At 58.0% G+C, this 21,242-nt stretch carries 17 protein-coding genes and 2 tRNA genes; 18 read left to right on the top strand and 1 reads right to left on the bottom strand.

The genetic code is table 11. The features are described from left to right. The first annotated feature begins 225 nt into the window (after nucleotides 1-225). The 3 genes from carA to greA all read left to right on the top strand — a co-directional run bounded on the left by carA (nucleotide 226) and on the right by greA (nucleotide 5,179). Entirely contained in the window at nucleotides 226-1,362 is a 1,137-nt protein-coding gene (carA, locus tag QMX88_RS05230; RefSeq protein WP_192173311.1) for a glutamine-hydrolyzing carbamoyl-phosphate synthase small subunit, read from the top strand. A 122-nt stretch (nucleotides 1,363-1,484) separates the two neighbouring features. Further along, nucleotides 1,485-4,706: a carbamoyl-phosphate synthase large subunit gene (carB, locus tag QMX88_RS05225; RefSeq protein ID WP_282366994.1), complete on the top strand. Its 3,222-nt coding sequence runs from the start codon at nucleotides 1,485-1,487 to the stop codon at nucleotides 4,704-4,706. Next, complete coding sequence (gene greA, locus QMX88_RS05220) at nucleotides 4,703-5,179, top strand: transcription elongation factor GreA (protein WP_122535420.1); 477 nt, start codon at nucleotides 4,703-4,705, stop codon at nucleotides 5,177-5,179. Before carB ends, greA begins: the two co-directional genes overlap by 4 nt. Nucleotides 5,180-5,348: 169 nt before the next feature. Here the strand turns inward: greA and QMX88_RS05215 are convergent, their stop codons facing one another. Then, nucleotides 5,349-5,657 carry a YhbY family RNA-binding protein gene (locus QMX88_RS05215; protein WP_074888472.1) on the bottom strand — a complete coding sequence of 103 codons (309 nt, stop codon included), beginning with the start codon at nucleotides 5,655-5,657 and terminating at the stop codon, nucleotides 5,349-5,351. A 107-nt stretch (nucleotides 5,658-5,764) separates the two neighbouring features. Between QMX88_RS05215 and rlmE the strand changes: the two genes are divergently transcribed. From rlmE to pnp, 15 genes are all read left to right on the top strand, one after another. Continuing rightward, on the top strand, nucleotides 5,765-6,415 hold the full coding sequence (gene rlmE, locus QMX88_RS05210; protein WP_065987607.1) for a 23S rRNA (uridine(2552)-2'-O)-methyltransferase RlmE: 651 nt from the start codon (nucleotides 5,765-5,767) through the stop codon (nucleotides 6,413-6,415). Between the two features lie 189 nt (nucleotides 6,416-6,604). Beyond that, complete coding sequence (ftsH, locus tag QMX88_RS05205) at nucleotides 6,605-8,515, top strand: ATP-dependent zinc metalloprotease FtsH (RefSeq protein WP_282366985.1); 1,911 nt, start codon at nucleotides 6,605-6,607, stop codon at nucleotides 8,513-8,515. 8 nt (nucleotides 8,516-8,523) lie between these two features. Continuing rightward, nucleotides 8,524-9,375 carry a dihydropteroate synthase gene (gene folP, locus QMX88_RS05200; protein WP_282366983.1) on the top strand — a complete coding sequence of 284 codons (852 nt, stop codon included), beginning with the start codon at nucleotides 8,524-8,526 and terminating at the stop codon, nucleotides 9,373-9,375. A gap of 16 nt (nucleotides 9,376-9,391) precedes the next feature. Beyond that, nucleotides 9,392-10,735: a phosphoglucosamine mutase gene (gene glmM, locus QMX88_RS05195; RefSeq protein WP_282367155.1), complete on the top strand. Its 1,344-nt coding sequence runs from the start codon at nucleotides 9,392-9,394 to the stop codon at nucleotides 10,733-10,735. Nucleotides 10,736-10,801: 66 nt separating this feature from the next. Further along, on the top strand, nucleotides 10,802-11,557 hold the full coding sequence (tpiA, locus tag QMX88_RS05190) for a triose-phosphate isomerase (protein WP_282366981.1): 756 nt from the start codon (nucleotides 10,802-10,804) through the stop codon (nucleotides 11,555-11,557). A 4-nt stretch (nucleotides 11,558-11,561) separates the two neighbouring features. Then, the gene (secG, locus tag QMX88_RS05185; protein ID WP_074888489.1) at nucleotides 11,562-11,945 is read left to right on the top strand and encodes a preprotein translocase subunit SecG; all 384 of its coding nucleotides are present in this window, start codon (nucleotides 11,562-11,564) and stop codon (nucleotides 11,943-11,945) included. 44 nt (nucleotides 11,946-11,989) lie between these two features. Next, nucleotides 11,990-12,075 (top strand) — tRNA-Leu (locus tag QMX88_RS05180). Nucleotides 12,076-12,172: 97 nt separating this feature from the next. After that, nucleotides 12,173-12,249, top strand: a tRNA-Met gene (locus QMX88_RS05175). 127 nt (nucleotides 12,250-12,376) lie between these two features. Next, nucleotides 12,377-12,835 carry a ribosome maturation factor RimP gene (gene rimP, locus QMX88_RS05170; RefSeq protein ID WP_282366977.1) on the top strand — a complete coding sequence of 153 codons (459 nt, stop codon included), beginning with the start codon at nucleotides 12,377-12,379 and terminating at the stop codon, nucleotides 12,833-12,835. A gap of 59 nt (nucleotides 12,836-12,894) precedes the next feature. Then, nucleotides 12,895-14,376: a transcription termination factor NusA gene (gene nusA, locus QMX88_RS05165; protein ID WP_065987602.1), complete on the top strand. Its 1,482-nt coding sequence runs from the start codon at nucleotides 12,895-12,897 to the stop codon at nucleotides 14,374-14,376. Between the two features lie 27 nt (nucleotides 14,377-14,403). Beyond that, nucleotides 14,404-16,926: a translation initiation factor IF-2 gene (gene infB, locus QMX88_RS05160; protein WP_282366974.1), complete on the top strand. Its 2,523-nt coding sequence runs from the start codon at nucleotides 14,404-14,406 to the stop codon at nucleotides 16,924-16,926. Between the two features lie 161 nt (nucleotides 16,927-17,087). Next, complete coding sequence (rbfA, locus tag QMX88_RS05155; RefSeq protein WP_037015118.1) at nucleotides 17,088-17,489, top strand: 30S ribosome-binding factor RbfA; 402 nt, start codon at nucleotides 17,088-17,090, stop codon at nucleotides 17,487-17,489. A gap of 3 nt (nucleotides 17,490-17,492) precedes the next feature. Continuing rightward, nucleotides 17,493-18,410 (top strand): tRNA pseudouridine(55) synthase TruB, encoded by a 918-nt coding sequence (gene truB, locus QMX88_RS05150; RefSeq protein ID WP_133776826.1) that lies wholly within the window; start codon nucleotides 17,493-17,495, stop codon nucleotides 18,408-18,410. A gap of 151 nt (nucleotides 18,411-18,561) precedes the next feature. Beyond that, the gene (rpsO, locus tag QMX88_RS05145; RefSeq protein WP_037015114.1) at nucleotides 18,562-18,831 is read left to right on the top strand and encodes a 30S ribosomal protein S15; all 270 of its coding nucleotides are present in this window, start codon (nucleotides 18,562-18,564) and stop codon (nucleotides 18,829-18,831) included. 172 nt (nucleotides 18,832-19,003) lie between these two features. Continuing rightward, nucleotides 19,004-21,109: a polyribonucleotide nucleotidyltransferase gene (gene pnp, locus QMX88_RS05140; RefSeq protein ID WP_237252931.1), complete on the top strand. Its 2,106-nt coding sequence runs from the start codon at nucleotides 19,004-19,006 to the stop codon at nucleotides 21,107-21,109. The last annotated feature ends 133 nt before the right edge of the window (nucleotides 21,110-21,242 follow it).

Here is a 21,242-nt window from a genome sequence, read left to right as displayed (position 1 = left end):
ATTAGCCGTTACGCACCCGCTACGCGACGTCCGTCGCACTCCCCAGCCCTCAGGGCAATTTTAGCGGTGGATTAAAAAGACCTCTTTCTGTAAGCTACAGCTTTAGTGTGTCCACTAAAAGCGCGCAGATAATTCTACGAAAAAAGCGGGGTGACGTGTCTATACGTCATTCCGCTTTTTTACAACCTGCGATCGCCCTTTCAGGCTTTATTACGGGAGGTCTTCTTGACTAAGCCAGCCATACTCGCCCTTGCTGATGGCAGCATTTTTCGCGGCGAAGCCATTGGTGCCGACGGTCAAACCGTTGGTGAAGTGGTGTTTAACACCGCAATGACCGGCTATCAGGAAATTCTTACCGATCCTTCCTATGCCCAGCAAATCGTCACCCTGACTTACCCGCACATCGGCAACACCGGCACAACGCCGGAAGATGCCGAGTCTGACCGCGTCTGGTCGGCGGGCCTGGTGATTCGCGACCTGCCGCTGGTTGCCAGCAACTGGCGCAACAAGATGCCACTGGCCGAGTATCTGAAGGCCAATAAAACCGTTGCGATCGCGGGCATCGATACCCGCCGCCTGACGCGCATTCTTCGCGAGAAGGGCGCTCAGAACGGCTGCATCATGGCCGGCGACAACATCTCCGAAGAAGCCGCTATTGCAGCAGCGCGAGCATTCCCTGGCTTGAAGGGCATGGACCTCGCCAAGGAAGTCAGCACCAAAGAGACCTACGAATGGCGCTCCACGGTCTGGAACCTGCAGTCCGACAGCAGTCCCGAAGTTGCCGCAGCGGACTTGAAGTACCACGTGGTTGCCTGGGACTACGGCGTCAAACTGAACATCCTGCGCATGCTGGTCGAGCGTGGTTGCCGTGTGACGGTCGTACCTGCGCAAACCCCTGCCAGTGAAGTGCTGGCGCTCAAGCCTGACGGCATCTTCCTCTCCAACGGCCCTGGCGATCCGGAACCCTGCGACTACGCCATTCAAGCGATCAAGGATGTGCTCGAGACCGACATTCCGGTGTTCGGTATCTGCCTGGGCCACCAGCTGTTGGCGCTCGCTTCCGGCGCTCGGACCATCAAGATGGATCTGGGCCACCATGGCGCCAACCACCCGGTTCAGGACCTGGACACCGGCGTGGTCATGATCACCAGCCAGAACCACGGTTTTGCGGTGGACGAAGCGACCTTGCCAAGCAACGTTCGCGCGATTCACAAGTCGCTGTTCGATGGCAGCCTGCAGGGCATTGAGCGCACCGACAAAGACGCGTTCAGCTTCCAGGGTCACCCTGAAGCGAGCCCGGGCCCGACTGACGTCGCGCCGCTGTTCGATCGCTTCATCACAGCCATGGACAAGCGCCGCTAAGGCTGCCTTGCGACTGTAGCGAGCAGGTGACCGCGGCGGGCCGGATCAGATCCGACAGCCCGCCCGGCACCTGAGATGTTCAAGACGGCTTGCCGACTGACACAGGATTCGAGTGACAACCCATGCCAAAACGTACAGACATTAAAAGCATCCTGATTCTTGGTGCTGGCCCGATCGTGATCGGCCAGGCCTGCGAATTCGACTACTCCGGCGCCCAGGCCTGCAAGGCCCTGCGCGAAGAGGGTTACCGCGTCATTCTGGTCAACTCGAACCCGGCTACCATCATGACCGACCCGGCCATGGCGGACGCGACCTACATCGAGCCGATCAAATGGGCGACCGTCGCCAAGATCATCGAAAAAGAACGCCCCGATGCGCTGCTGCCAACCATGGGCGGCCAGACCGCACTGAACTGCGCGCTGGACCTGGAGCGCGAAGGCGTTCTGGAGAAGTTCGGCGTTGAAATGATCGGCGCCAATGCCGACACCATCGACAAGGCTGAAGACCGCTCGCGTTTCGACAAGGCCATGAAATCCATCGGCCTGGCGTGCCCGCGTTCCGGTATCGCCCACAGCATGGAAGAGGCCAATGCGGTCCTCGAAAAGCTGGGCTTCCCGTGCATCATTCGTCCATCCTTCACCATGGGCGGCACCGGTGGTGGCATCGCGTACAACCGTGAAGAGTTCGAAGAAATCTGCGCCCGCGGTCTCGACCTGTCGCCGACCAAAGAGTTGCTGATCGACGAGTCGCTGATCGGTTGGAAAGAATACGAAATGGAAGTTGTCCGCGACAAAAAGGACAACTGCATCATCGTCTGCTCCATCGAAAACTTCGACCCGATGGGTGTCCACACCGGCGACTCCATCACGGTCGCGCCAGCGCAGACCCTGACCGACAAGGAATACCAGATTCTGCGTAATGCCTCGCTGGCGGTCCTGCGCGAGATCGGCGTCGAAACAGGCGGCTCGAACGTTCAGTTCGGTATCTGCCCGGACACCGGCCGCATGGTCGTGATCGAGATGAACCCACGTGTCTCTCGCTCCTCTGCGCTAGCCTCCAAGGCTACCGGCTTCCCGATCGCGCGAGTGGCAGCCAAGCTGGCTGTCGGCTACACGCTGGACGAGTTGCAGAACGAAATCACCGGCGGCAAGACCCCGGCGTCGTTCGAGCCATCGATCGACTACGTTGTCACCAAGCTGCCACGGTTTGCGTTCGAGAAGTTTGCCAAGGCCGATGCGCGTCTGACCACTCAAATGAAATCGGTCGGCGAAGTCATGGCCATCGGCCGCACTTTCCAGGAATCCCTGCAGAAAGCCCTGCGCGGCCTTGAAGTGGGCGTCAGCGGTCTCGATCCGAAGCTGGACCTGAGCAATCCGGAAAGCATGAGCATTCTCAAGCGCGAACTGACGGTTCCGGGTGCCGAGCGCATCTGGTACGTCGCCGACGCTTTCCGTGCCGGCATGACAGTTGAACAAATTTTCGGCATGAACATGATCGACCCTTGGTTCCTGGTGCAGATCGAAGATCTGATCAAGGACGAAGAGAAGGTCAAGACCCTCGGTCTTTCGGCAATTGATCGCGACCTGATGTATCGCCTCAAGCGCAAGGGCTTCTCCGATGCACGCCTGGCCAAGCTGGTCGGTGTGACCGAGAAAAACCTGCGCACGCACCGTCACAAGCTGGACGTGCTGCCGGTCTACAAGCGCGTCGACACCTGCGCTGCCGAGTTCGCGACCGACACCGCGTACATGTACTCCACGTACGAGGAAGAGTGCGAAGCCAATCCGACGAATCGCGACAAGATCATGATTCTGGGTGGCGGCCCGAACCGCATTGGCCAGGGCATCGAGTTCGACTACTGCTGCGTCCACGCTGCACTGGCGCTGCGTGAAGACGGGTACGAGACCATCATGGTCAACTGCAACCCGGAAACCGTATCGACCGACTACGACACCTCCGACCGTCTGTACTTCGAGCCGGTGACCTTGGAAGACGTGCTGGAAATCGTCCGCGTCGAGAAGCCGAAAGGCGTGATCGTTCAGTACGGCGGCCAGACGCCTCTGAAACTGGCGCGCGCACTGGAAGCGGCAGGCGTGCCGATCATCGGCACCAGCCCGGACGCCATTGACCGTGCAGAAGACCGCGAGCGCTTCCAGCAAATGGTCGAGCGACTGAACCTGCGTCAGCCGCCAAACGCTACCGTGCGCAGCGAAGACGAAGCCATTCGGGCCGCGGCGAAGATCGGCTACCCGCTGGTGGTTCGTCCGTCCTACGTACTGGGCGGCCGTGCGATGGAGATCGTCTACGAAGAAGACGAACTCAAGCGCTACCTGCGTGAAGCGGTTCAAGTGTCCAACGACAGCCCGGTGCTGCTGGACCACTTCCTCAACTGCGCCATCGAGATGGACGTTGATGCGGTTTGCGACGGTACCGACGTGGTAATCGGCGCGATCATGCAGCACATCGAACAGGCCGGCGTTCACTCGGGTGACTCGGCATGCTCGCTGCCACCGTATTCGCTGCCTGCCCACATCCAGGACGAAATGCGTGAGCAGGTCAAGAAAATGGCCCTCGAGCTCGGCGTTGTCGGTTTGATGAACGTGCAGTTGGCATTGCAGGGTGAAGACATCTACGTCATCGAAGTGAACCCGCGCGCCTCGCGTACGGTACCGTTCGTTTCGAAGTGCATCGGTGTCTCGCTGGCGATGATTGCGGCTCGCGTCATGGCCGGCAAAACCCTGAAAGAACTCGGCTTCACCAAAGAGATCATCCCGAACTTCTTCAGCGTGAAAGAAGCGGTGTTCCCATTTGCCAAATTCCCGGGTGTAGACCCGATCCTCGGCCCAGAGATGAAGTCGACGGGCGAAGTCATGGGGGTTGGCGACACCTTCGGCGAAGCTTTCGCGAAAGCCCAGATGGGCGCCAGCGAAGTGCTGCCAACTGGCGGCACGGCGTTCATCAGCGTGCGTGATGACGACAAGCCCCTGGTGGCAGGTGTTGCACGCAGCTTGATCGAGCTGGGCTTCGACATCGTTGCAACCGCCGGCACTGCACGTCTGATCGAAGAGGCTGGTCTGAAAGTTCGCCGCGTCAACAAGGTGACCGAGGGCCGTCCACACGTGGTCGACATGATCAAGAATGACGAAGTCACGCTGATCATCAACACCACTGAAGGTCGTCAGTCGATCGCCGACTCCTACTCTATTCGCCGCAATGCCCTGCAGCACAAGATTTACTGCACCACGACCATTGCCGCGGGCGAGGCCATCTGTGAAGCGCTGAAGTTCGGCCCTGAAAAAACCGTGCGCCGCTTGCAGGATCTACACGCAGGACTCAAAGCATGATCAAGTACCCAATGACCGTTCAGGGCGCTCGCGCCCTGGAAGAAGAACACGCACACCTGACCAAGGTCGTTCGTCCCAAACTCAGCCAGGACATCGGGACTGCGCGTGAGCTGGGCGATCTCAAGGAAAACGCGGAATACCATGCCGCCCGCGAACAGCAGGGCATGGTCGAAGCGCGCATTCGCGACATCGAAGGCCGAATCCAGAATCAGGTGATCATCGACGTCACTACGATCCCTCACACCGGCAAAGTGATCTTCGGCACCACTGTCGAAATCGCGAACGTTGAGACGGACGAGCGCGTCACCTACCACATCGTGGGTGAGGACGAAGCTGACTTCAAATTGGGCAAGATCTCGGTGGGTTCGCCGCTTGCTCGCGCGTTGATTGGCAAGGAAGAAGGCGATGTCGTCGCTGTGAAAACACCGAGCGGTGTGATTGAGTACGAAATCGTGGAAGTGCGTCACGTTTGATGATCGACACCCGCTTTGCGCGGGTGGTGATTCAGCCAGCGGGTTCGAAGGTCATTGACTGACCTTTCGAACCGGCGGTCGCATGTCCGGTCTGACCGAGTCTGCGCTCATCTTTCCAGGTGAGCGCCGAGTCGGAAGGTCAGCGCTTATTCGCCCTGACCCGACAGGATCAGTTGAAGCGGTGGACGTTGGAAAGCTGCTTGTTTACCTTCGGGTTCTTGCGGTAAATCAGCGCCATTTTGCCGATCACCTGCACCAGATCGGCCTTACCGACTTTGCACAGTTCAGCGATGGCTGCCAGGCGGCTCTCGCGGTCGAGGATGTTGAGTTTGATCTTGATCAACTCGTGATCGCCCAACGCGCGCTCCAGTTCGGCCAACACACCTTCAGTCAGACCATTGTCCGCCACCATCAACACCGGTTTCAGATGGTGACCAATGGATTTGTATTGTTTCTTCTGCTCTTGAGTGAGCGGCATAATCTGACCTCTGCGTCTGATCTTGTAAAAAGCGGCGGCCAGTTTACCCGAGCGAGTCCGGGACCGCCCGGTTAATCGCGACTCGTCCTAATTTTTTGAGGTGCTCCGTGGCACGTTCCAAAACCAGCCATAACTGGCTTAAAGAACACTTCGACGACAAGTACGTCAAAATGGCGCAGCGGGACGGTTACCGTTCCCGCGCCAGTTACAAGCTTCTCGAGATTCAGGAGAAGGACAAGATCATCCGTCCTGGCATGACGGTGATCGACCTGGGTGCAGCGCCAGGTGGCTGGTCGCAGGTGACCAGTCGTCTGATTGGTGGTCAGGGCCGTTTGATTGCATCGGACATCCTGGAAATGGACAGCATCCCCGACGTGACCTTCATCCAGGGTGATTTCACCCAGGACGAAGTGCTCGCTCAGATCCTCGAAGCTGTTGGTAATACGCAGGTCGACCTTGTGATTTCCGATATGGCCCCCAATATGAGTGGATTGAGCGCCGTGGACATGCCGCGCGCAATGTTCCTTTGTGAGCTGGCGCTGGATCTGGCCGGCCGCGTGCTGCGTCCTGGTGGCGATTTCCTGATCAAGGTCTTCCAGGGTGAGGGCTTCGATGTGTACCACAAGGACATCCGCAAGCTGTTCGACAAGGTGCAGATGCGCAAACCGTTGTCGTCACGAGACCGTTCCAGGGAGCAGTATTTGTTGGGTCGCGGGTTTCGCGGCATAGAAGGATCGGCGAGCGATGAGCGCCTTTGATCAAGCGATAGCTTTTTTCAAATAGCTTAATCAAGGGAGCGTAACCAACATCGCGTAGTCAAAGTTTCACAAAGGGTTACAGACGCCGCCTGCCACGCCTGTAGGATCTGTAGTACGTTAGGCCGGTAAATATCATGCGAGGCACGCTCCAGCGTGGAGCTTGCTTCAGAGGGTAGCTAATTGAACGATATGGCAAAGAATTTGATCCTGTGGTTGATCATCGCGGCGGTTCTCGTGACCGTGATGAACAACTTCTCCAGTCCTAACGAGCCGCAGACCCTCAACTATTCCGAATTCATCCAGCAGGTGAAGGACGGCAAGGTCGAAAAAGTTGCCGTTGACGGATACGTCATTACCGGCAAACGCAGCGATGGCGACTCTTTCAAGACCATCCGACCGGCTATCCAGGATAACGGCCTTATTGGCGATCTCGTCGATAACAACGTCGTGATCGAAGGCAAGCAACCTGAGCAGCAAAGCATCTGGACTCAGCTTCTGGTCGCCAGCTTCCCCATCCTCGTGATCATTGCCGTCTTCATGTTCTTCATGCGCCAGATGCAAGGTGGCGCAGGCGGCAAGGGCGGCCCGATGAGCTTTGGCAAAAGCAAAGCGCGTCTGCTGTCCGAAGATCAGGTGAAAACAACACTGGCTGACGTTGCCGGTTGCGACGAAGCCAAAGAGGAAGTCGGCGAGCTCGTCGAGTTCCTCCGCGATCCGGGCAAGTTCCAGCGGTTGGGTGGTCGTATTCCTCGCGGCGTGCTGATGGTAGGCCCTCCGGGTACCGGTAAAACCTTGTTGGCGAAGGCCATCGCGGGTGAGGCCAAGGTGCCGTTCTTCACGATTTCCGGTTCCGACTTCGTTGAAATGTTCGTCGGTGTTGGTGCAAGCCGTGTCCGTGACATGTTTGAGCAAGCCAAGAAGCATGCGCCTTGCATCATCTTCATCGACGAGATCGATGCTGTAGGTCGCCACCGTGGCGCCGGCATGGGCGGCGGTCACGATGAGCGTGAGCAGACGCTCAACCAGTTGCTGGTTGAGATGGACGGCTTTGAAATGAACGACGGCATCATCGTCATTGCCGCCACTAACCGTCCAGACGTCCTCGACCCTGCGCTTCTGCGTCCGGGCCGTTTCGACCGTCAGGTGGTCGTGGGCTTGCCCGACATCCGCGGTCGTGAACAGATTCTCAAAGTACACATGCGCAAAGTGCCAATGGGTGACGACGTTCAGCCAGGCGTGATTGCGCGTGGTACTCCGGGTTTCTCTGGTGCTGATCTTGCAAACCTGGTCAACGAGGCGTCGCTGTTCGCGGCTCGCACCGGTAAGCGCATCGTCGAGATGAAAGAATTCGAATTGGCGAAAGACAAAATCATGATGGGCGCCGAGCGCAAATCGATGGTCATGTCCGACAAAGAGAAGCGCAACACCGCTTATCACGAAGCCGGTCATGCGATTGTTGGTCGCGTCGTACCTGAGCATGATCCGGTCTACAAAGTGTCAATCATCCCGCGCGGTCGTGCGTTGGGCGTCACCATGTTCCTCCCCGAGGAAGATCGCTACAGCCTTTCCAAGCGTGCATTGATCAGTCAGATCTGCTCGCTGTACGGCGGTCGAATTGCGGAAGAAATGACGTTGGGCTTCGATGGCGTGACCACCGGCGCCTCTAACGACATCATGCGGGCCAGCCAGATCGCTCGAAACATGGTCACCAAGTGGGGCCTGTCCGAGAAGCTGGGTCCGTTGATGTATTCGGACGAAGACGAAGGCGGGTACCTCGGTCGGGGCGGTGGCGGTCAAAGCTCCAGCCTGTCGGGTGACACGGCACGTCTCATCGACTCTGAAGTGCGCAGCATCATCGATCAGTGCTACGGCACGGCCAGACAGATCCTCACGGATAATCGTGACAAGCTGGAAGCGATGGCCGACGCGCTGATGAAGTACGAAACCATCGACGCCGAGCAAATCGATGACATCATGGCAGGCCGCACACCCCGCGAGCCCCGCGATTGGGAAGGCGGTTCCGGAGATTCCGGCACCCCGATCGCACCTGTAGGTCCGCGTCCGGAATCGCCAATTGGCGGCCCAGCTGCTGAACACTAAGGTCTGACATGACTTCTGCGCTTCACCCGACCCGGTTGCCTTGCGGCAACCGGGTTCTTGATTTATCCCGCACGCACGTGATGGGGATCCTCAATATCACCCCCGATTCGTTCTCGGACGGCGGCCGTTTCGCGCAGCGCGACCTGGCGCTGCGTCATGCCGAAGCGATGATGCTGGCGGGTGCGACCTTGATCGATGTAGGGGGCGAGTCAACGCGTCCCGGTGCGCGATCTGTTTCTCCTGTCGAAGAGCTGGAGCGTGTGGCGCCTGTCGTCGAGGCGATCAGCGCCGAGCTGGACGTGATCATTTCGGTAGATACCTCCACGCCGGCCGTCATTCGTGAGACTGCGCGCCTGGGGGCAGGGCTCATTAACGATGTTCGCTCGCTGCGTCGGGACGGTGCACTGGACGCCGCTGTGGCGACGGGTTTGCCAGTCTGCCTGATGCATATGCGCGGCGAGCCAACGGACATGCAGAATGATCCCCACTACACTGACCTGATCGGCGAGGTCAGTGCCTTCTTGCGCGAGCGTCTTGAGCAATGCGTCGCGGCGGGAATTCCGGCCGAGATGATCATCCTCGATCCAGGATTCGGCTTTGCCAAGACCCTCGAGCACAATCTAAGTCTGTTCAAGCACATGGAAGCACTTCATGCGCTGGGCCGTCCGCTGTTGGTCGGTGTCTCTCGCAAGAGCATGATTGGCAAGGTGCTCGACAAGCCTGTTGATCAGCGTCTGCATGGCGCCCTCGCGCTTGCCGCCATGGCCATGGTCAAAGGCGCAAAAATTCTACGTGTGCACGACGTCTCGGAGACGGTTGACGTAGTGCGTATGATTGCTGCTGTTGAATCAGCAAAATAAGAAATCTGGAGCACCCATGACCACTAAAAAATACTTCGGTACCGACGGTATCCGCGGACGTGTAGGCCAATTCCCTATCACCCCTGATTTCATGCTGAAGTTGGGATGGGCAGCAGGGATGGCGTTCCGGAAAATGGGCGCGTGCCGAATCCTGGTTGGCAAGGACACTCGCATTTCGGGCTACATGTTCGAGTCGGCGCTTGAAGCCGGGTTATCCGCTGCGGGTGCGGATGTGATGCTGCTCGGCCCGATGCCGACACCTGCGATTGCCTACCTCACGCGTACGTTTCATGCCGAGGCAGGCATCGTGATCAGCGCGTCGCACAATCCGCACTACGATAACGGCATCAAGTTTTTCTCCGGGCAGGGCACCAAGCTGCCTGATGAAATCGAACTGATGATCGAGGAACTGCTTGATTCACCGATGACCGTCGAGGAGTCCGAAAAGCTTGGCAAGGTGTCGCGAATCAATGACGCCGCGGGCCGTTACATCGAATTCTGTAAGAGCAGTGTTCCGACCAGTACTGATTTTGACGGGTTGAAGCTCGTTGTCGATTGCGCCCATGGCGCCACGTACAAAGTGGCGCCAAACGTGTTCCGTGAGCTTGGCGCCGAGGTGACCGTGCTGTCGGCGGCCCCCAACGGGCTCAACATCAATGACAACTGCGGCTCCACCCACATGGGAGCGCTGCAGGCCGCCGTTGTCGAGCATGGCGCTGACCTGGGCATCGGTTTCGATGGCGACGGTGACCGTGTGCTGATGGTCGACCACACTGGCGCGATCGTCGATGGTGATGAACTGCTTTACATCATTGCGCGAGACCTTCAAGAGCGCGGCCAGTTGCAGGGAGGTGTCGTCGGCACCCTGATGAGCAACCTCGGGCTGGAGCTGGCACTTGCCGATCTAGACATCCCGTTCGTGCGCGCCAACGTCGGTGACCGTTATGTCATCGCCGAGCTGCTGGAGCGCGACTGGCAAGTGGGCGGCGAGAACTCGGGCCATGTCGTGTGCTTCCGTCACACCACAACCGGGGATGCGATCATCGCCGCCCTGCAGGTGCTGCTGTCGATGAAGCGTACCGGCATGAGCCTCGCGCAATCGCGTTCAGGTTTGAAGAAATGCCCTCAGGTATTGGTCAATGTGCGCTTCGAGGGTGGAGGCGTTGATCCGGTCAAACACCCCGCCGTTATTGAAGCGTGTGATCGCGTGACCGCCGCCATGGGCGGGCGTGGACGTGTGCTTCTGCGCAAGTCCGGTACCGAGCCGCTTGTGCGGGTAATGGTCGAGGGCGAGGACGAAATCCTGGTTCGCGGGTATGCCGATGAACTGGCAAAACTGGTTGCTGAAGTTTGCGCCTGATTTCGGCTTGCCAGTGTTGAAACTGTTGGGTAACATCTGCGCCCACTTTGACCGACGAGGTACAGCATGCGTCGCCCTATGGTAGCTGGTAACTGGAAGATGCACGGTACCCGCGCCAGCGTCGCTGAGCTGATCGAGGGTCTTGCAAATCTCGCCCTTCCGGGTGGCGTTGATGTGGCGGTCTTCCCGCCTAGCCTGCACGTGAGTCTTGTGGTTGATTGCCTGGAAGGGCAGTCGATCTCTGTCGGTGCGCAGAATTGCGCTCATCAGGCAGGCCAGGGCGCATTGACTGGAGAGGTGTCGTCGACTCAGTTGGCGGATGCAGGTTGCAAGTTTGTCCTTGTCGGGCACTCTGAGCGTCGCCAGATAATGGGTGAGAGCAATGAGGTGCTTAATCGCAAGTTCGAGGCCGTCCAGGCGGCAGGTCTGACGCCGATACTGTGTATCGGTGAGACACTCGAGGAACGAGAAGCCGGCAAGACCCTTGAGGTTGTCGGGCAGCAGCTTGGCAGCATCATCGAAGAACTTGGCGTCGGCGCTTTCGTTAATGCGGTAATTGCCTATGAGCCAGTCTGGGCCATTGGCACCGGATTGACTGCCTCGCCGGAACAGGCGCAGGAAGTGCACGCAGCGATTCGTGCGCAGTTGATGGAAGAGGATTCTGAAGTCGCACAAGGTGTGCGTCTTCTATATGGCGGCAGCGTGAAGGCGGCCAATGCGGTCGAACTGTTCGGCATGCCGGATATCGATGGAGGCCTCATTGGTGGCGCCTCCCTGAATGCAGATGAGTTCGGTGCGATCATTCGCGCCGCGGGAAACTGAAAAAATGCTGGAAACAGTCGTAGTCGTTCTTCATCTGCTGGGTGCTCTGGGCGTTGTTGCTCTGGTTTTGCTGCAGCAGGGTAAAGGTGCCGACGCTGGCGCATCATTTGGAGCAGGTGCATCAAATACTGTGTTCGGTGGGCAAGGTTCCTCTACCTTTCTCAGTAAACTTACTGCTATACTTGCCGCCTGTTTCTTCATGACTAGCTTAGGGTTAGGTTACTTTGCTAAAGAGAAAGCTCACCAGCTGACTCAAGTAGGTTTGCCAAATCCAGCGGTACTGGAAGTGAAGCAAAAGCCGGCAGCAGATGATGTTCCGGTTCTGGAAGGGCAACAGAAACCAGCTGCAGTACCTGCTGATGTTCCTGCCACTCCAGAGCAGAAGTAACACCGGATTCGCAGCTGTTTTTGGGGCTGCAGAAGAGTTGTAATGCCGAGGTGGTGGAATTGGTAGACACGCAACCTTGAGGTGGTTGTGCCCATAGGGTGTAGGGGTTCGAGTCCCCTTCTCGGTACCAATTAACAAGAAAGCCCGCAGTAGCGGGCTTTCTTGTAGGTGGATGTGTCGGATTGACCCAAATTTGGATCGGTCGTATACTTCCGCCCCAGCTTTGTCGCGGGGTGGAGCAGTCTGGTAGCTCGTCGGGCTCATAACCCGAAGGTCGTTGGTTCAAATCCAGCCCCCGCAACCAGTTTTAGCGGAGCCCCTTTTCAGGGGCTTTTTGTTAGCTGGACACTTTATGACGCCGCTTTTCGCAGGCGTTTTCATGATTGGGCTTCTGCCCATTTTTTATTTGCAGCATGCACGAGGGGGTTCAGGTGTCGAGCAAGCTAGAAGAGTTGCAGGCCTTGTTGGCCCCGGTGGTCGTGGCCCTAGGCTATGAATGCTGGGGTATCGAGTATTCGTCTCAAGGGCGTCACTCGATGTTGCGCGTCTATATCGATAAAGAAGGCGGCGTGTTGGTGGACGATTGCGCGATCGTCAGCCGTCAGATCAGCGGTATTCTGGATGTAGAAGATCCGATCAGCTCCGAATACACGCTCGAAGTTTCCTCTCCAGGCATGGAACGCCCACTGTTTACCATTGAGCAGTTTGCGGAATTTGCCGGGGCACAAGTGAAGATAAAGCTGCGTTCGCCGTTTGAAGGTCGACGCAACTTTCAAGGCCTTCTCCGCGGGGTGGAGGAGCAGGACGTCGTGGTCCAGGTTGATGATCACGAGTTTCTGTTGCCGATCGATCTGATCGACAAAGCCAACATTATTCCCACGTTTGACTAAGACGTGCCAGATACAGCGGATCCCGCGGATCCAATGGCTTGCGAAAGGCGAGGCGTACGATGAGCAAAGAAGTACTGCTGGTTGTTGAATCGGTATCCAATGAAAAAGGCGTACCGGCCGATGTGATTTTTGAAGCGCTTGAAATAGCTCTGGCTACGGCCACCAAAAAGCGTTTTGAAGACGAAGTAGACCTGCGTGTCGAGATCAATCGTCAAACAGGTGCATATGAGACTTTCCGTCGCTGGACCGTCGTCGAAGAAGACGACCTCGATGACCCGGCCATCGAGACATGGCCTAGCAAAGTTGCCCTGACCCACCCGGGCGCCAACGTTGGCGACGTAGTGGAAGAAAAGATCGATTCCATCGAGTTCGGCCGCATCGCTGCGCAGACTGCCAAGCAAGTCATTGTGCAGAAAGTTCGCGAAGCCGAGCGAGCTCAAGTCGTGGACGCCTACCGTGAGCGTCTGGGCGAAATCATTTCCGGCACTGTTAAAAAAGTTACACGTGACAATGTCATCGTCGACCTTGGCAACAATGCCGAAGCTCTGCTGGCGCGTGAAGACATCATTTCGCGGGAGACTTTCCGCGTAGGTGTCCGCGTTCGTGCATTGCTCAAAGAGATCCGCACCGAAAACCGTGGCCCTCAGCTGATCCTGTCGCGTACCGCGCCGGAAATGCTGATCGAGCTGTTCCGGATTGAAGTTCCGGAAATCGCCGAAGGACTCATCGAGGTGATGGCTGCCTCTCGTGATCCTGGTTCGCGTGCAAAGATCGCAGTTCGCTCCAAGGACAAACGCATTGACCCGCAAGGCGCGTGCATCGGCATGCGTGGTTCGCGCGTGCAGGCTGTTTCCGGCGAGTTGGGCGGCGAGCGTGTGGATATCGTGCTTTGGGACGATAACCCGGCGCAGTTCGTCATCAACGCCATGTCGCCTGCCGAAGTGGCAGCGATCATCGTTGATGAAGATGCCCACGCCATGGACATCGCTGTAGGCGCAGATAACCTCGCCCAGGCGATTGGCCGCGGTGGCCAGAACGTGCGGTTGGCCAGTCAGTTGACTGGCTGGACCCTTAACGTGATGACCGAATCGGACATCCAGGCCAAGCAGCAAGCGGAAACCGGTGACATCCTGCGCAACTTTATCGACGAGCTGGAAGTCGATGAGGATCTCGCTCAGGTTCTGGTAGACGAAGGCTTCACCAGCCTGGAAGAGATTGCCTACGTACCGTTGGAAGAAATGCTCAACATCGACGGCTTTGACGAAGACACCGTCAACGAGCTTCGCGCTCGTGCCAAGGATCGTTTGTTGACTAAAGCCATCGCTACTGAGGAAAAGCTGGCAGACGCCCATCCGGCCGAAGACCTGCTCTCGCTTGAGGGTATGGACAAGGATTTGGCGATGGAACTGGCGGTGCGCGGCGTAATTACCCGCGAAGACCTGGCCGAGCAGTCTATTGACGATCTGCTCGACATCGACGGCATTGACGATGATCGTGCCGGCAAGTTGATCATGGCCGCCCGAGCCCATTGGTTCGAGTAAGTAGATGCGGCCTGAGGAGAGAAGTGCATGACGCAAGTCACGGTGAAAGAACTGGCCAAGACGGTCGACACACCGGTAGAGCGCCTGTTACAGCAGATGCGTGAGGCAGGTTTGCCGCACAACGCCGCCGAACAAGTTGTGACCGATATTGAAAAACAAGCCCTGTTGACCCACCTGAAAAGCGGTCACAAGGCCAAGGTGGAAGAGCCGCGCAAGATTACCTTGCAGCGCAAGACCACCAGTACCCTGCGCGTTGCTGGCAGCAAAAGCATCAGCGTTGAAGTACGCAAAAAGAAAGTCTTTGTTCAGCGCAGCCCGGAAGAAATCGAAGCCGAACGCAAGCGCGAGCTGGACGAACGTCGTGCGGTAGAAAATGCCGCTCGTCAAAAGGCTGAAGAAGAATCCCGTCAGCGTGCCGAAGAAGAAGCGCGCCGTCAGCCTTCGTCTGGTGTCCCCGCTGCCGAGGCTGTTGCAGCGCCGGCACCGGCTCCGCAAGCTGCCGAGCCAGCCCGGGAAACTCCGGCTGCGGCACCTGCGCCTGTCGCCGATCGCAAGAAAGACGAACAGCGTCGCCCCGACAAACCACGCAATGACGACAACAATCGTCGCAGCGGCGGTGGTGACGGCGATCGCAAGAACGCCCCGCATCGTGCATCGGTCAAGGAAAAGGCGCCAACGCCACGCGTTGCTCCTCGTACTACCGACGAAGAAAGCGATGGCTTCCGTCGCGGCGGTCGCGGCAAGGCCAAGCTGAAGAAGCGCAACGCGCACGGTTTCCAGAGCCCGACCGGCCCTGTCGTTCGTGAAGTGAAGATCGGCGAAACCATCAGCGTGGGCGATCTCGCTCAGCAGATGTCGGTCAAAGCTGCCGAGATCATCAAGTTCATGTTCAAGCTGGGTACTCCGGCCACCATCAACCAGGTTCTGGATCAGGAAACTGCCCAGCTGGTCGCTGAAGAACTGGGCCACAAAGTGACCCTGGTCAGCGACACCGCGCTGGAAGATTCCCTGGCCGAGTCCCTGAAGTTCGAAGGTGAGACGTTCTCCCGTGCGCCGGTTGTAACGGTCATGGGTCACGTTGACCACGGTAAGACCTCGCTGCTCGATTACATCCGTCGTGCCAAGGTTGCTGCAGGCGAAGCCGGCGGTATCACTCAGCACATCGGTGCGTACCACGTTGAAACCGAGCGTGGCATGGTGACGTTCCTCGATACCCCGGGTCACGCGGCGTTTACCGCAATGCGTGCTCGTGGCGCCAAGGCGACCGACATCGTGATTCTGGTTGTCGCTGCAGACGACGGTGTCATGCCGCAGACCATCGAAGCCGTGCAACACGCCAAGGCTGCCGGTGTTCCGCTGGTCGTTGCCGTTAACAAGATCGACAAGCCGGGCGCTGATCTGGACCGTATCCGCAGTGAACTGTCCGTTCACGGCGTAACGTCCGAAGAGTGGGGCGGCGAGACACCTTTCGTCTCGGTCTCCGCGAAGATGGGTACTGGCGTTGACGAGCTGCTTGAAGCCGTTCTGCTCCAGGCGGAAGTTCTGGAATTGATGGCAACGCCGTCGGCTCCGGGTCGCGGTGTTGTTGTCGAATCGCGTCTGGACAAGGGCCGTGGCCCGGTTGCTACTGTTCTGGTTCAGGACGGTACGCTGCGTCAGGGCGACATGGTTCTGGTTGGCTCCAACTACGGTCGCGTTCGGGCAATGCTCGACGAGAACGGCAAGCCAATCAAGGAAGCCGGCCCGTCGATCCCAGTCGAGATTCTCGGCCTGGACGGTACGCCGGACGCTGGCGACGAGATGAGCGTAGTTGCCGACGAGAAGAAAGCCCGTGAAGTGGCTCTGTTCCGTCAAGGCAAGTTCCGCGAAGTCAAGCTGGCCCGTGCTCACGCCGGCAAGCTGGAAAACATCTTCGAGAACATGGGTCAGGAAGAGAAGAAGACGCTCAACATCGTCCTCAAATCCGATGTCCGTGGTTCTCTGGAAGCGTTGCAGGGTGCTTTGAATGGCCTGGGTAACGACGAAGTGCAAGTGCGTGTAGTGGGCGGCGGTGTCGGTGGTATCACCGAAAGCGACGCCAACCTGGCACTGGCCTCCAACGCTGTACTGTTCGGCTTCAACGTACGTGCCGATGCTGGCGCGCGCAAGATCGTCGAGCAGGAAGGTCTGGATATGCGTTACTACAACGTCATCTACGACATCATCGAAGACGTCAAGAAGGCCCTCACCGGCATGCTTGGCAGCGACGTTCGGGAGAATATCCTGGGTATCGCTGAAGTCCGCGACGTGTTCCGCTCGCCGAAATTCGGCGCGATCGCAGGTTGCATGGTCATTGAAGGCGTTGTCTTCCGTAACCGTCCAATCCGTGTACTGCGTGAAGACATCGTTATCTTCGAAGGCGAGCTGGAATCCCTGCGCCGCTTCAAGGATGACGCTTCCGAAGTACGTGCCGGCATGGAATGCGGTATCGGCGTCAAGAGCTACAACGACGTCAAGGTCGGTGACAAGATCGAAGTCTTCGAGAAGGTCCAAGTGGCTCGCAGCCTCTAAATCGCGAGCTTCAGGAGTCATGGCTTGCGCCGCATGAAAATGCCAGGCGTCGGCCATGGACTCTAAACGCAACGCCCGGTCCGGCTCTCGCCAGGCCGGGCGTTTGCCGCTTTCAGACCACATGGCTTTTGCCATGGGTCAGCAGTGACAGGTAACAAGACATGGCAAAAGAATACAGCCGTACCCAACGTATCGGCGATCAGATGCAGCGCGAGCTGGCACAGCTGATCCGTCGTGAAATCAAGGACCCCCGCGTGGGGCTGGTCACCATCACCGCCGTTGACGTCAGCCGTGACGTCGGCCACGCGAAAATCTTCATGACCGTGATGGGGCAGGACAGCGCCGAAGAAATCGCACAGTCCATCAAGGTGCTCAATGCTGCTGCAGGATTCCTGCGTATGCAGCTGGCCCGTGAGATGAAGCTGCGCAGCGTGCCGCAACTGCATTTCCATTACGACGAAAGCGTTGCCCGTGGCGCGCATTTGTCGGCATTGATCGAGCGGGCAGTGGCTGAAGATGGTCAGCACCAAACCGCACCCAAGCAAGACGGTTCGGAGGAATAAGGCGTGGCTCAGGTCAAGCGTATTCGCCGTAACGTCAGCGGGATCATCCTGCTCGACAAGCCGCTGGGGTTCACGTCCAACGCCGCGCTGCAAAAAGTGCGCTGGTTGCTCAACGCCGAAAAAGCCGGCCATACGGGCAGTCTCGATCCGCTGGCAACCGGCGTTCTGCCGCTGTGCTTCGGTGAAGCGACCAAGTTTTCCCAGTACCTGCTCGATTCCGACAAGGGTTATGAAACCCTGATGCAGCTCGGCAAGACCACCACCACGGCCGACGCCGAGGGTGAGGTGCTGCAGACGCGGCCTGTGACCGTTGGTCGTTCGGATATCGAAGCGGTGCTTCCGGCATTTCGCGGGAATATCAGCCAGATACCGCCGATGTACTCCGCCCTCAAGCGCGACGGTCAGCCGTTATACAAGCTGGCCCGGGCTGGGGAAGTGGTGGAGCGTGAACCGCGTTCTGTTACTATTGCGCGCCTGGAATTATTGGCGTGCGAAGGTGAGACCGCTCGTTTGGCGGTCGACTGCACAAAAGGCACCTATATTCGTACCCTCGTGGAAGATATCGGCGAAAAGCTGGGCTGCGGTGCTTACGTTGCTCAGCTGCGTCGTACCCAGGCCGGTCCTTTTACGCTGGCCCAGACGGTAACGCTGGAAGAGCTCGAAGCGGTACATGCCGAAGGAGGGAATGAAGCGGTTGATCGCTTCCTGATGCCATCGGACAGCGGGTTGCTGGATTGGCCGCTGCTGCAGTTTTCAGAGCACAGTTCGTTTTACTGGCTGCATGGTCAGCCAGTGAGAGCCCCCGACGCGCCGAAGTTCGGCATGGTGCGGGTGCAGGATCATGAAGGACGCTTCATCGGGATCGGTGAAGTGAGTGAAGACGGGCGCATTGCGCCGCGTCGACTGATTCGGTCAGAGTGACCGGACCCGTCGCGGCAGGGTTTCCTGGCACGGCGGTACGAGGGTGGCTGTTAACAGGCATGGTCACTCCTCATATTTAAATACGAGAGTCAGCTCTCGGCCTGTTGAAACCGTCTCCCCGGAGCGGTTTCTTGATAAAAGGAATGCCCACATGGCACTCAGCGTTGAAGATAAAGCTCAGATCGTAACCGACTACCAGCAAGCTGTTGGTGATACTGGTTCGCCAGAAGTGCAAGTTGCACTGCTGACCGCCAACATCAACAAACTGCAAGGCCACTTCAAGGCCAACGGTAAGGATCACCACTCCCGTCGTGGTCTGATCCGTATGGTAAACCAGCGTCGCAAGCTGCTGGATTACCTGAAAGGTAAGGACGTTAGCCGTTACAGCGCCCTGATCGGTCGTCTGGGTCTGCGTCGCTAATAACGACTCGGATAGAGGTTGGTTGGTCGTCATGTTCCGCTGGTTTTATCAGTGGGGTGGCGGCCTCCCAGCCTCTAGTTGTATCTGGACTGCCGAAGGGTCCGATTCCCCTCGCTGCCCAAGAATTCGCAAGAAACCAGTTCCCCAAGAGCCACAAAGAAGGTAGGAAACCGTGAACCCGGTAATCAAGAAATTTCAATTCGGTCAATCGACCGTAACCCTCGAGACTGGCCGTATTGCCCGTCAAGCCTCTGGTGCTGTATTGGTCACCGTTGACGACGACGTCACCGTTCTCGTGACTGTGGTCGGCGCCAAGCATGCAGACGCAAGCAAAGGCTTTTTCCCTCTTTCCGTTCACTACCAGGAAAAGACCTACGCCGCTGGCAAGATCCCTGGTGGTTTCTTCAAGCGTGAAGGCCGTCCTTCCGAAAAAGAAACACTGACCTCGCGTTTGATCGACCGTCCGATCCGCCCACTGTTTCCAGAAGGCTTCATGAACGAAGTGCAGGTTGTCTGCACCGTCGTCTCTACCAGCAAGAAAACCGATCCGGACGTCGCTGCGATGATCGGTACGTCGGCTGCTCTGGCCATCTCCGGCATTCCGTTCGACGGCCCGATCGGTGCCGCGCGCGTTGCTTTCCACGAGAGCACCGGCTACCTGCTGAACCCGACTTACGAGCAACTGAAAGCATCGAGCCTGGACATGGTCGTTGCCGGTACCGAAGAAGCGGTGCTGATGGTTGAGTCGGAAGCCAAAGAGCTGACTGAAGACCAGATGCTGGGTGCCGTGCTGTTCGCCCACGATGAATTCCAGTCGGTCATCAAGGCCGTCAAAGAGCTGGCCGCCGAAGCTGCCAAGCCAACCTGGAACTGGGCGCCTAAAGCTGAAGCCACTGAACTGCTGGGCGCTATCCGCTCCGAGTTCGGCACAGCAATCTCCGAGGCGTACACCATCACCGTCAAGGCCGATCGTTATGCTCGCCTGGGTGAGCTGAAGGATCAGGTTGTCGCCAAGCTGGCTGTTGAAGACGGCAGCCCGTCCGCCAGCGAAGTCAAAGCGGCGTTCGGCGAAATCGAATACCGCACCGTTCGCGAAAACATCGTCAACGGCAAGCCGCGTATCGACGGTCGCGACACCAAGACTGTTCGTCCGTTGAACATCGAAGTCGGCGTTCTGCCGAAGACTCACGGTTCGGCACTGTTCACCCGTGGCGAAACGCAGGCGCTGGTCGTGGCCACCCTGGGTACCGCGCGTGACGCTCAGCTGCTCGACACCCTCGAAGGCGAGAAAAAAGACCCGTTCATGCTGCACTACAACTTCCCTCCGTTCTCGGTGGGCGAGTGTGGTCGCATGGGTGGCGCAGGTCGTCGTGAAATCGGTCACGGTCGTCTGGCCCGCCGTTCGGTTCAGGCCATGCTGCCTGCTGCCGACGTGTTCCCGTACACCATCCGTGTCGTATCGGAAATCACCGAGTCCAACGGCTCCAGCTCCATGGCTTCGGTCTGTGGTGCTTCGCTGGCCCTGATGGACGCTGGTGTTCCAATGAAGGCGCCGGTTGCCGGTATCGCCATGGGTCTGGTTAAAGAAGGCGAGAAGTTTGCCATCCTGACCGACATTCTGGGTGACGAAGACCACCTGGGCGATATGGACTTCAAGGTAGCCGGTACCGCCAAAGGCGTCACCGCGCTGCAGATGGACATCAAGATCAAAGGCATCACCGAAGAGATCATGGAGATCGCTTTGGGTCAGGCGCTGGAAGCGCGTCTGAACATCCTGGGCCAGATGAACACCATCATTGGTCAGTCGCGTACCGAGCTGTCGGAAAACGCGCCGACCATGATCGCGATGAAGATTGACACCGACAAGATCCGTGACGTCATCGGCAAAGGCGGCGCGACCATCCGTGCCATCTGTGAAGAGACCAAAGCGTCGATCGACATCGAAGACGACGGCTCGATCAAGATCTTTGGCGAAACCAAGGAAGCTGCTGAAGCTGCACGTCAGCGCGTTCTGGGTATCACCGCTGAAGCCGAGATCGGCAAGATCTACATCGGCAAGGTTGAGCGCATCGTCGACTTCGGTGCGTTCGTTAACATCCTGCCGGGCAAAGACGGTCTGGTGCACATCTCCATGTTGAGCGACGCTCGCGTAGAGAAAGTCACCGACATCTTGAAAGAAGGTCAGGAAGTCGAAGTTCTGGTGCTGGACGTGGACAATCGCGGTCGCATCAAGCTGTCGATCAAAGACGTAGCAGCTGCCAAGGCGTCGGGGGTTTAACCCGCTCTACCGCAGCTGATCAAAAAGAGCCCTTCGGGGCTCTTTTTTTTGAATGCAATTAATGGCTTAAGGATGCAGACCGTCGCTTGGCAGCTGGTCAGAACATGCATCTTGCAAGCGGAACTTTCCCAAA

It is taken from the genome of Pseudomonas sp. PS02290, from assembly GCF_029960075.1.
Taxonomy (GTDB): domain Bacteria; phylum Pseudomonadota; class Gammaproteobacteria; order Pseudomonadales; family Pseudomonadaceae; genus Aquipseudomonas.
This window is presented reverse-complemented; position numbering and strand designations above follow the sequence as displayed.

Bases quoted from the DNA above. Each gene is read 5' to 3' on its own strand.
- glmM (WP_282367155.1), top strand. From the start codon at position 9,392: ATGACCACTAAAAAATACTTCGGTACCGACGGTATCCGCGGACGTGTA.
- nusA (WP_065987602.1), top strand. From the start codon at position 12,895: ATGAGCAAAGAAGTACTGCTGGTTGTTGAATCGGTATCCAATGAAAAA.
- greA (WP_122535420.1), top strand. From the start codon at position 4,703: ATGATCAAGTACCCAATGACCGTTCAGGGCGCTCGCGCCCTGGAAGAA.
- rbfA (WP_037015118.1), top strand. From the start codon at position 17,088: ATGGCAAAAGAATACAGCCGTACCCAACGTATCGGCGATCAGATGCAG.
- infB (WP_282366974.1), top strand. From the start codon at position 14,404: ATGACGCAAGTCACGGTGAAAGAACTGGCCAAGACGGTCGACACACCG.
- tpiA (WP_282366981.1), top strand. From the start codon at position 10,802: ATGCGTCGCCCTATGGTAGCTGGTAACTGGAAGATGCACGGTACCCGC.
- ftsH (WP_282366985.1), top strand. From the start codon at position 6,605: ATGGCAAAGAATTTGATCCTGTGGTTGATCATCGCGGCGGTTCTCGTG.
- QMX88_RS05215 (WP_074888472.1), bottom strand. From the start codon at position 5,657: ATGCCGCTCACTCAAGAGCAGAAGAAACAATACAAATCCATTGGTCAC.
- carB (WP_282366994.1), top strand. From the start codon at position 1,485: ATGCCAAAACGTACAGACATTAAAAGCATCCTGATTCTTGGTGCTGGC.
- rpsO (WP_037015114.1), top strand. From the start codon at position 18,562: ATGGCACTCAGCGTTGAAGATAAAGCTCAGATCGTAACCGACTACCAG.
- folP (WP_282366983.1), top strand. From the start codon at position 8,524: ATGACTTCTGCGCTTCACCCGACCCGGTTGCCTTGCGGCAACCGGGTT.
- secG (WP_074888489.1), top strand. From the start codon at position 11,562: ATGCTGGAAACAGTCGTAGTCGTTCTTCATCTGCTGGGTGCTCTGGGC.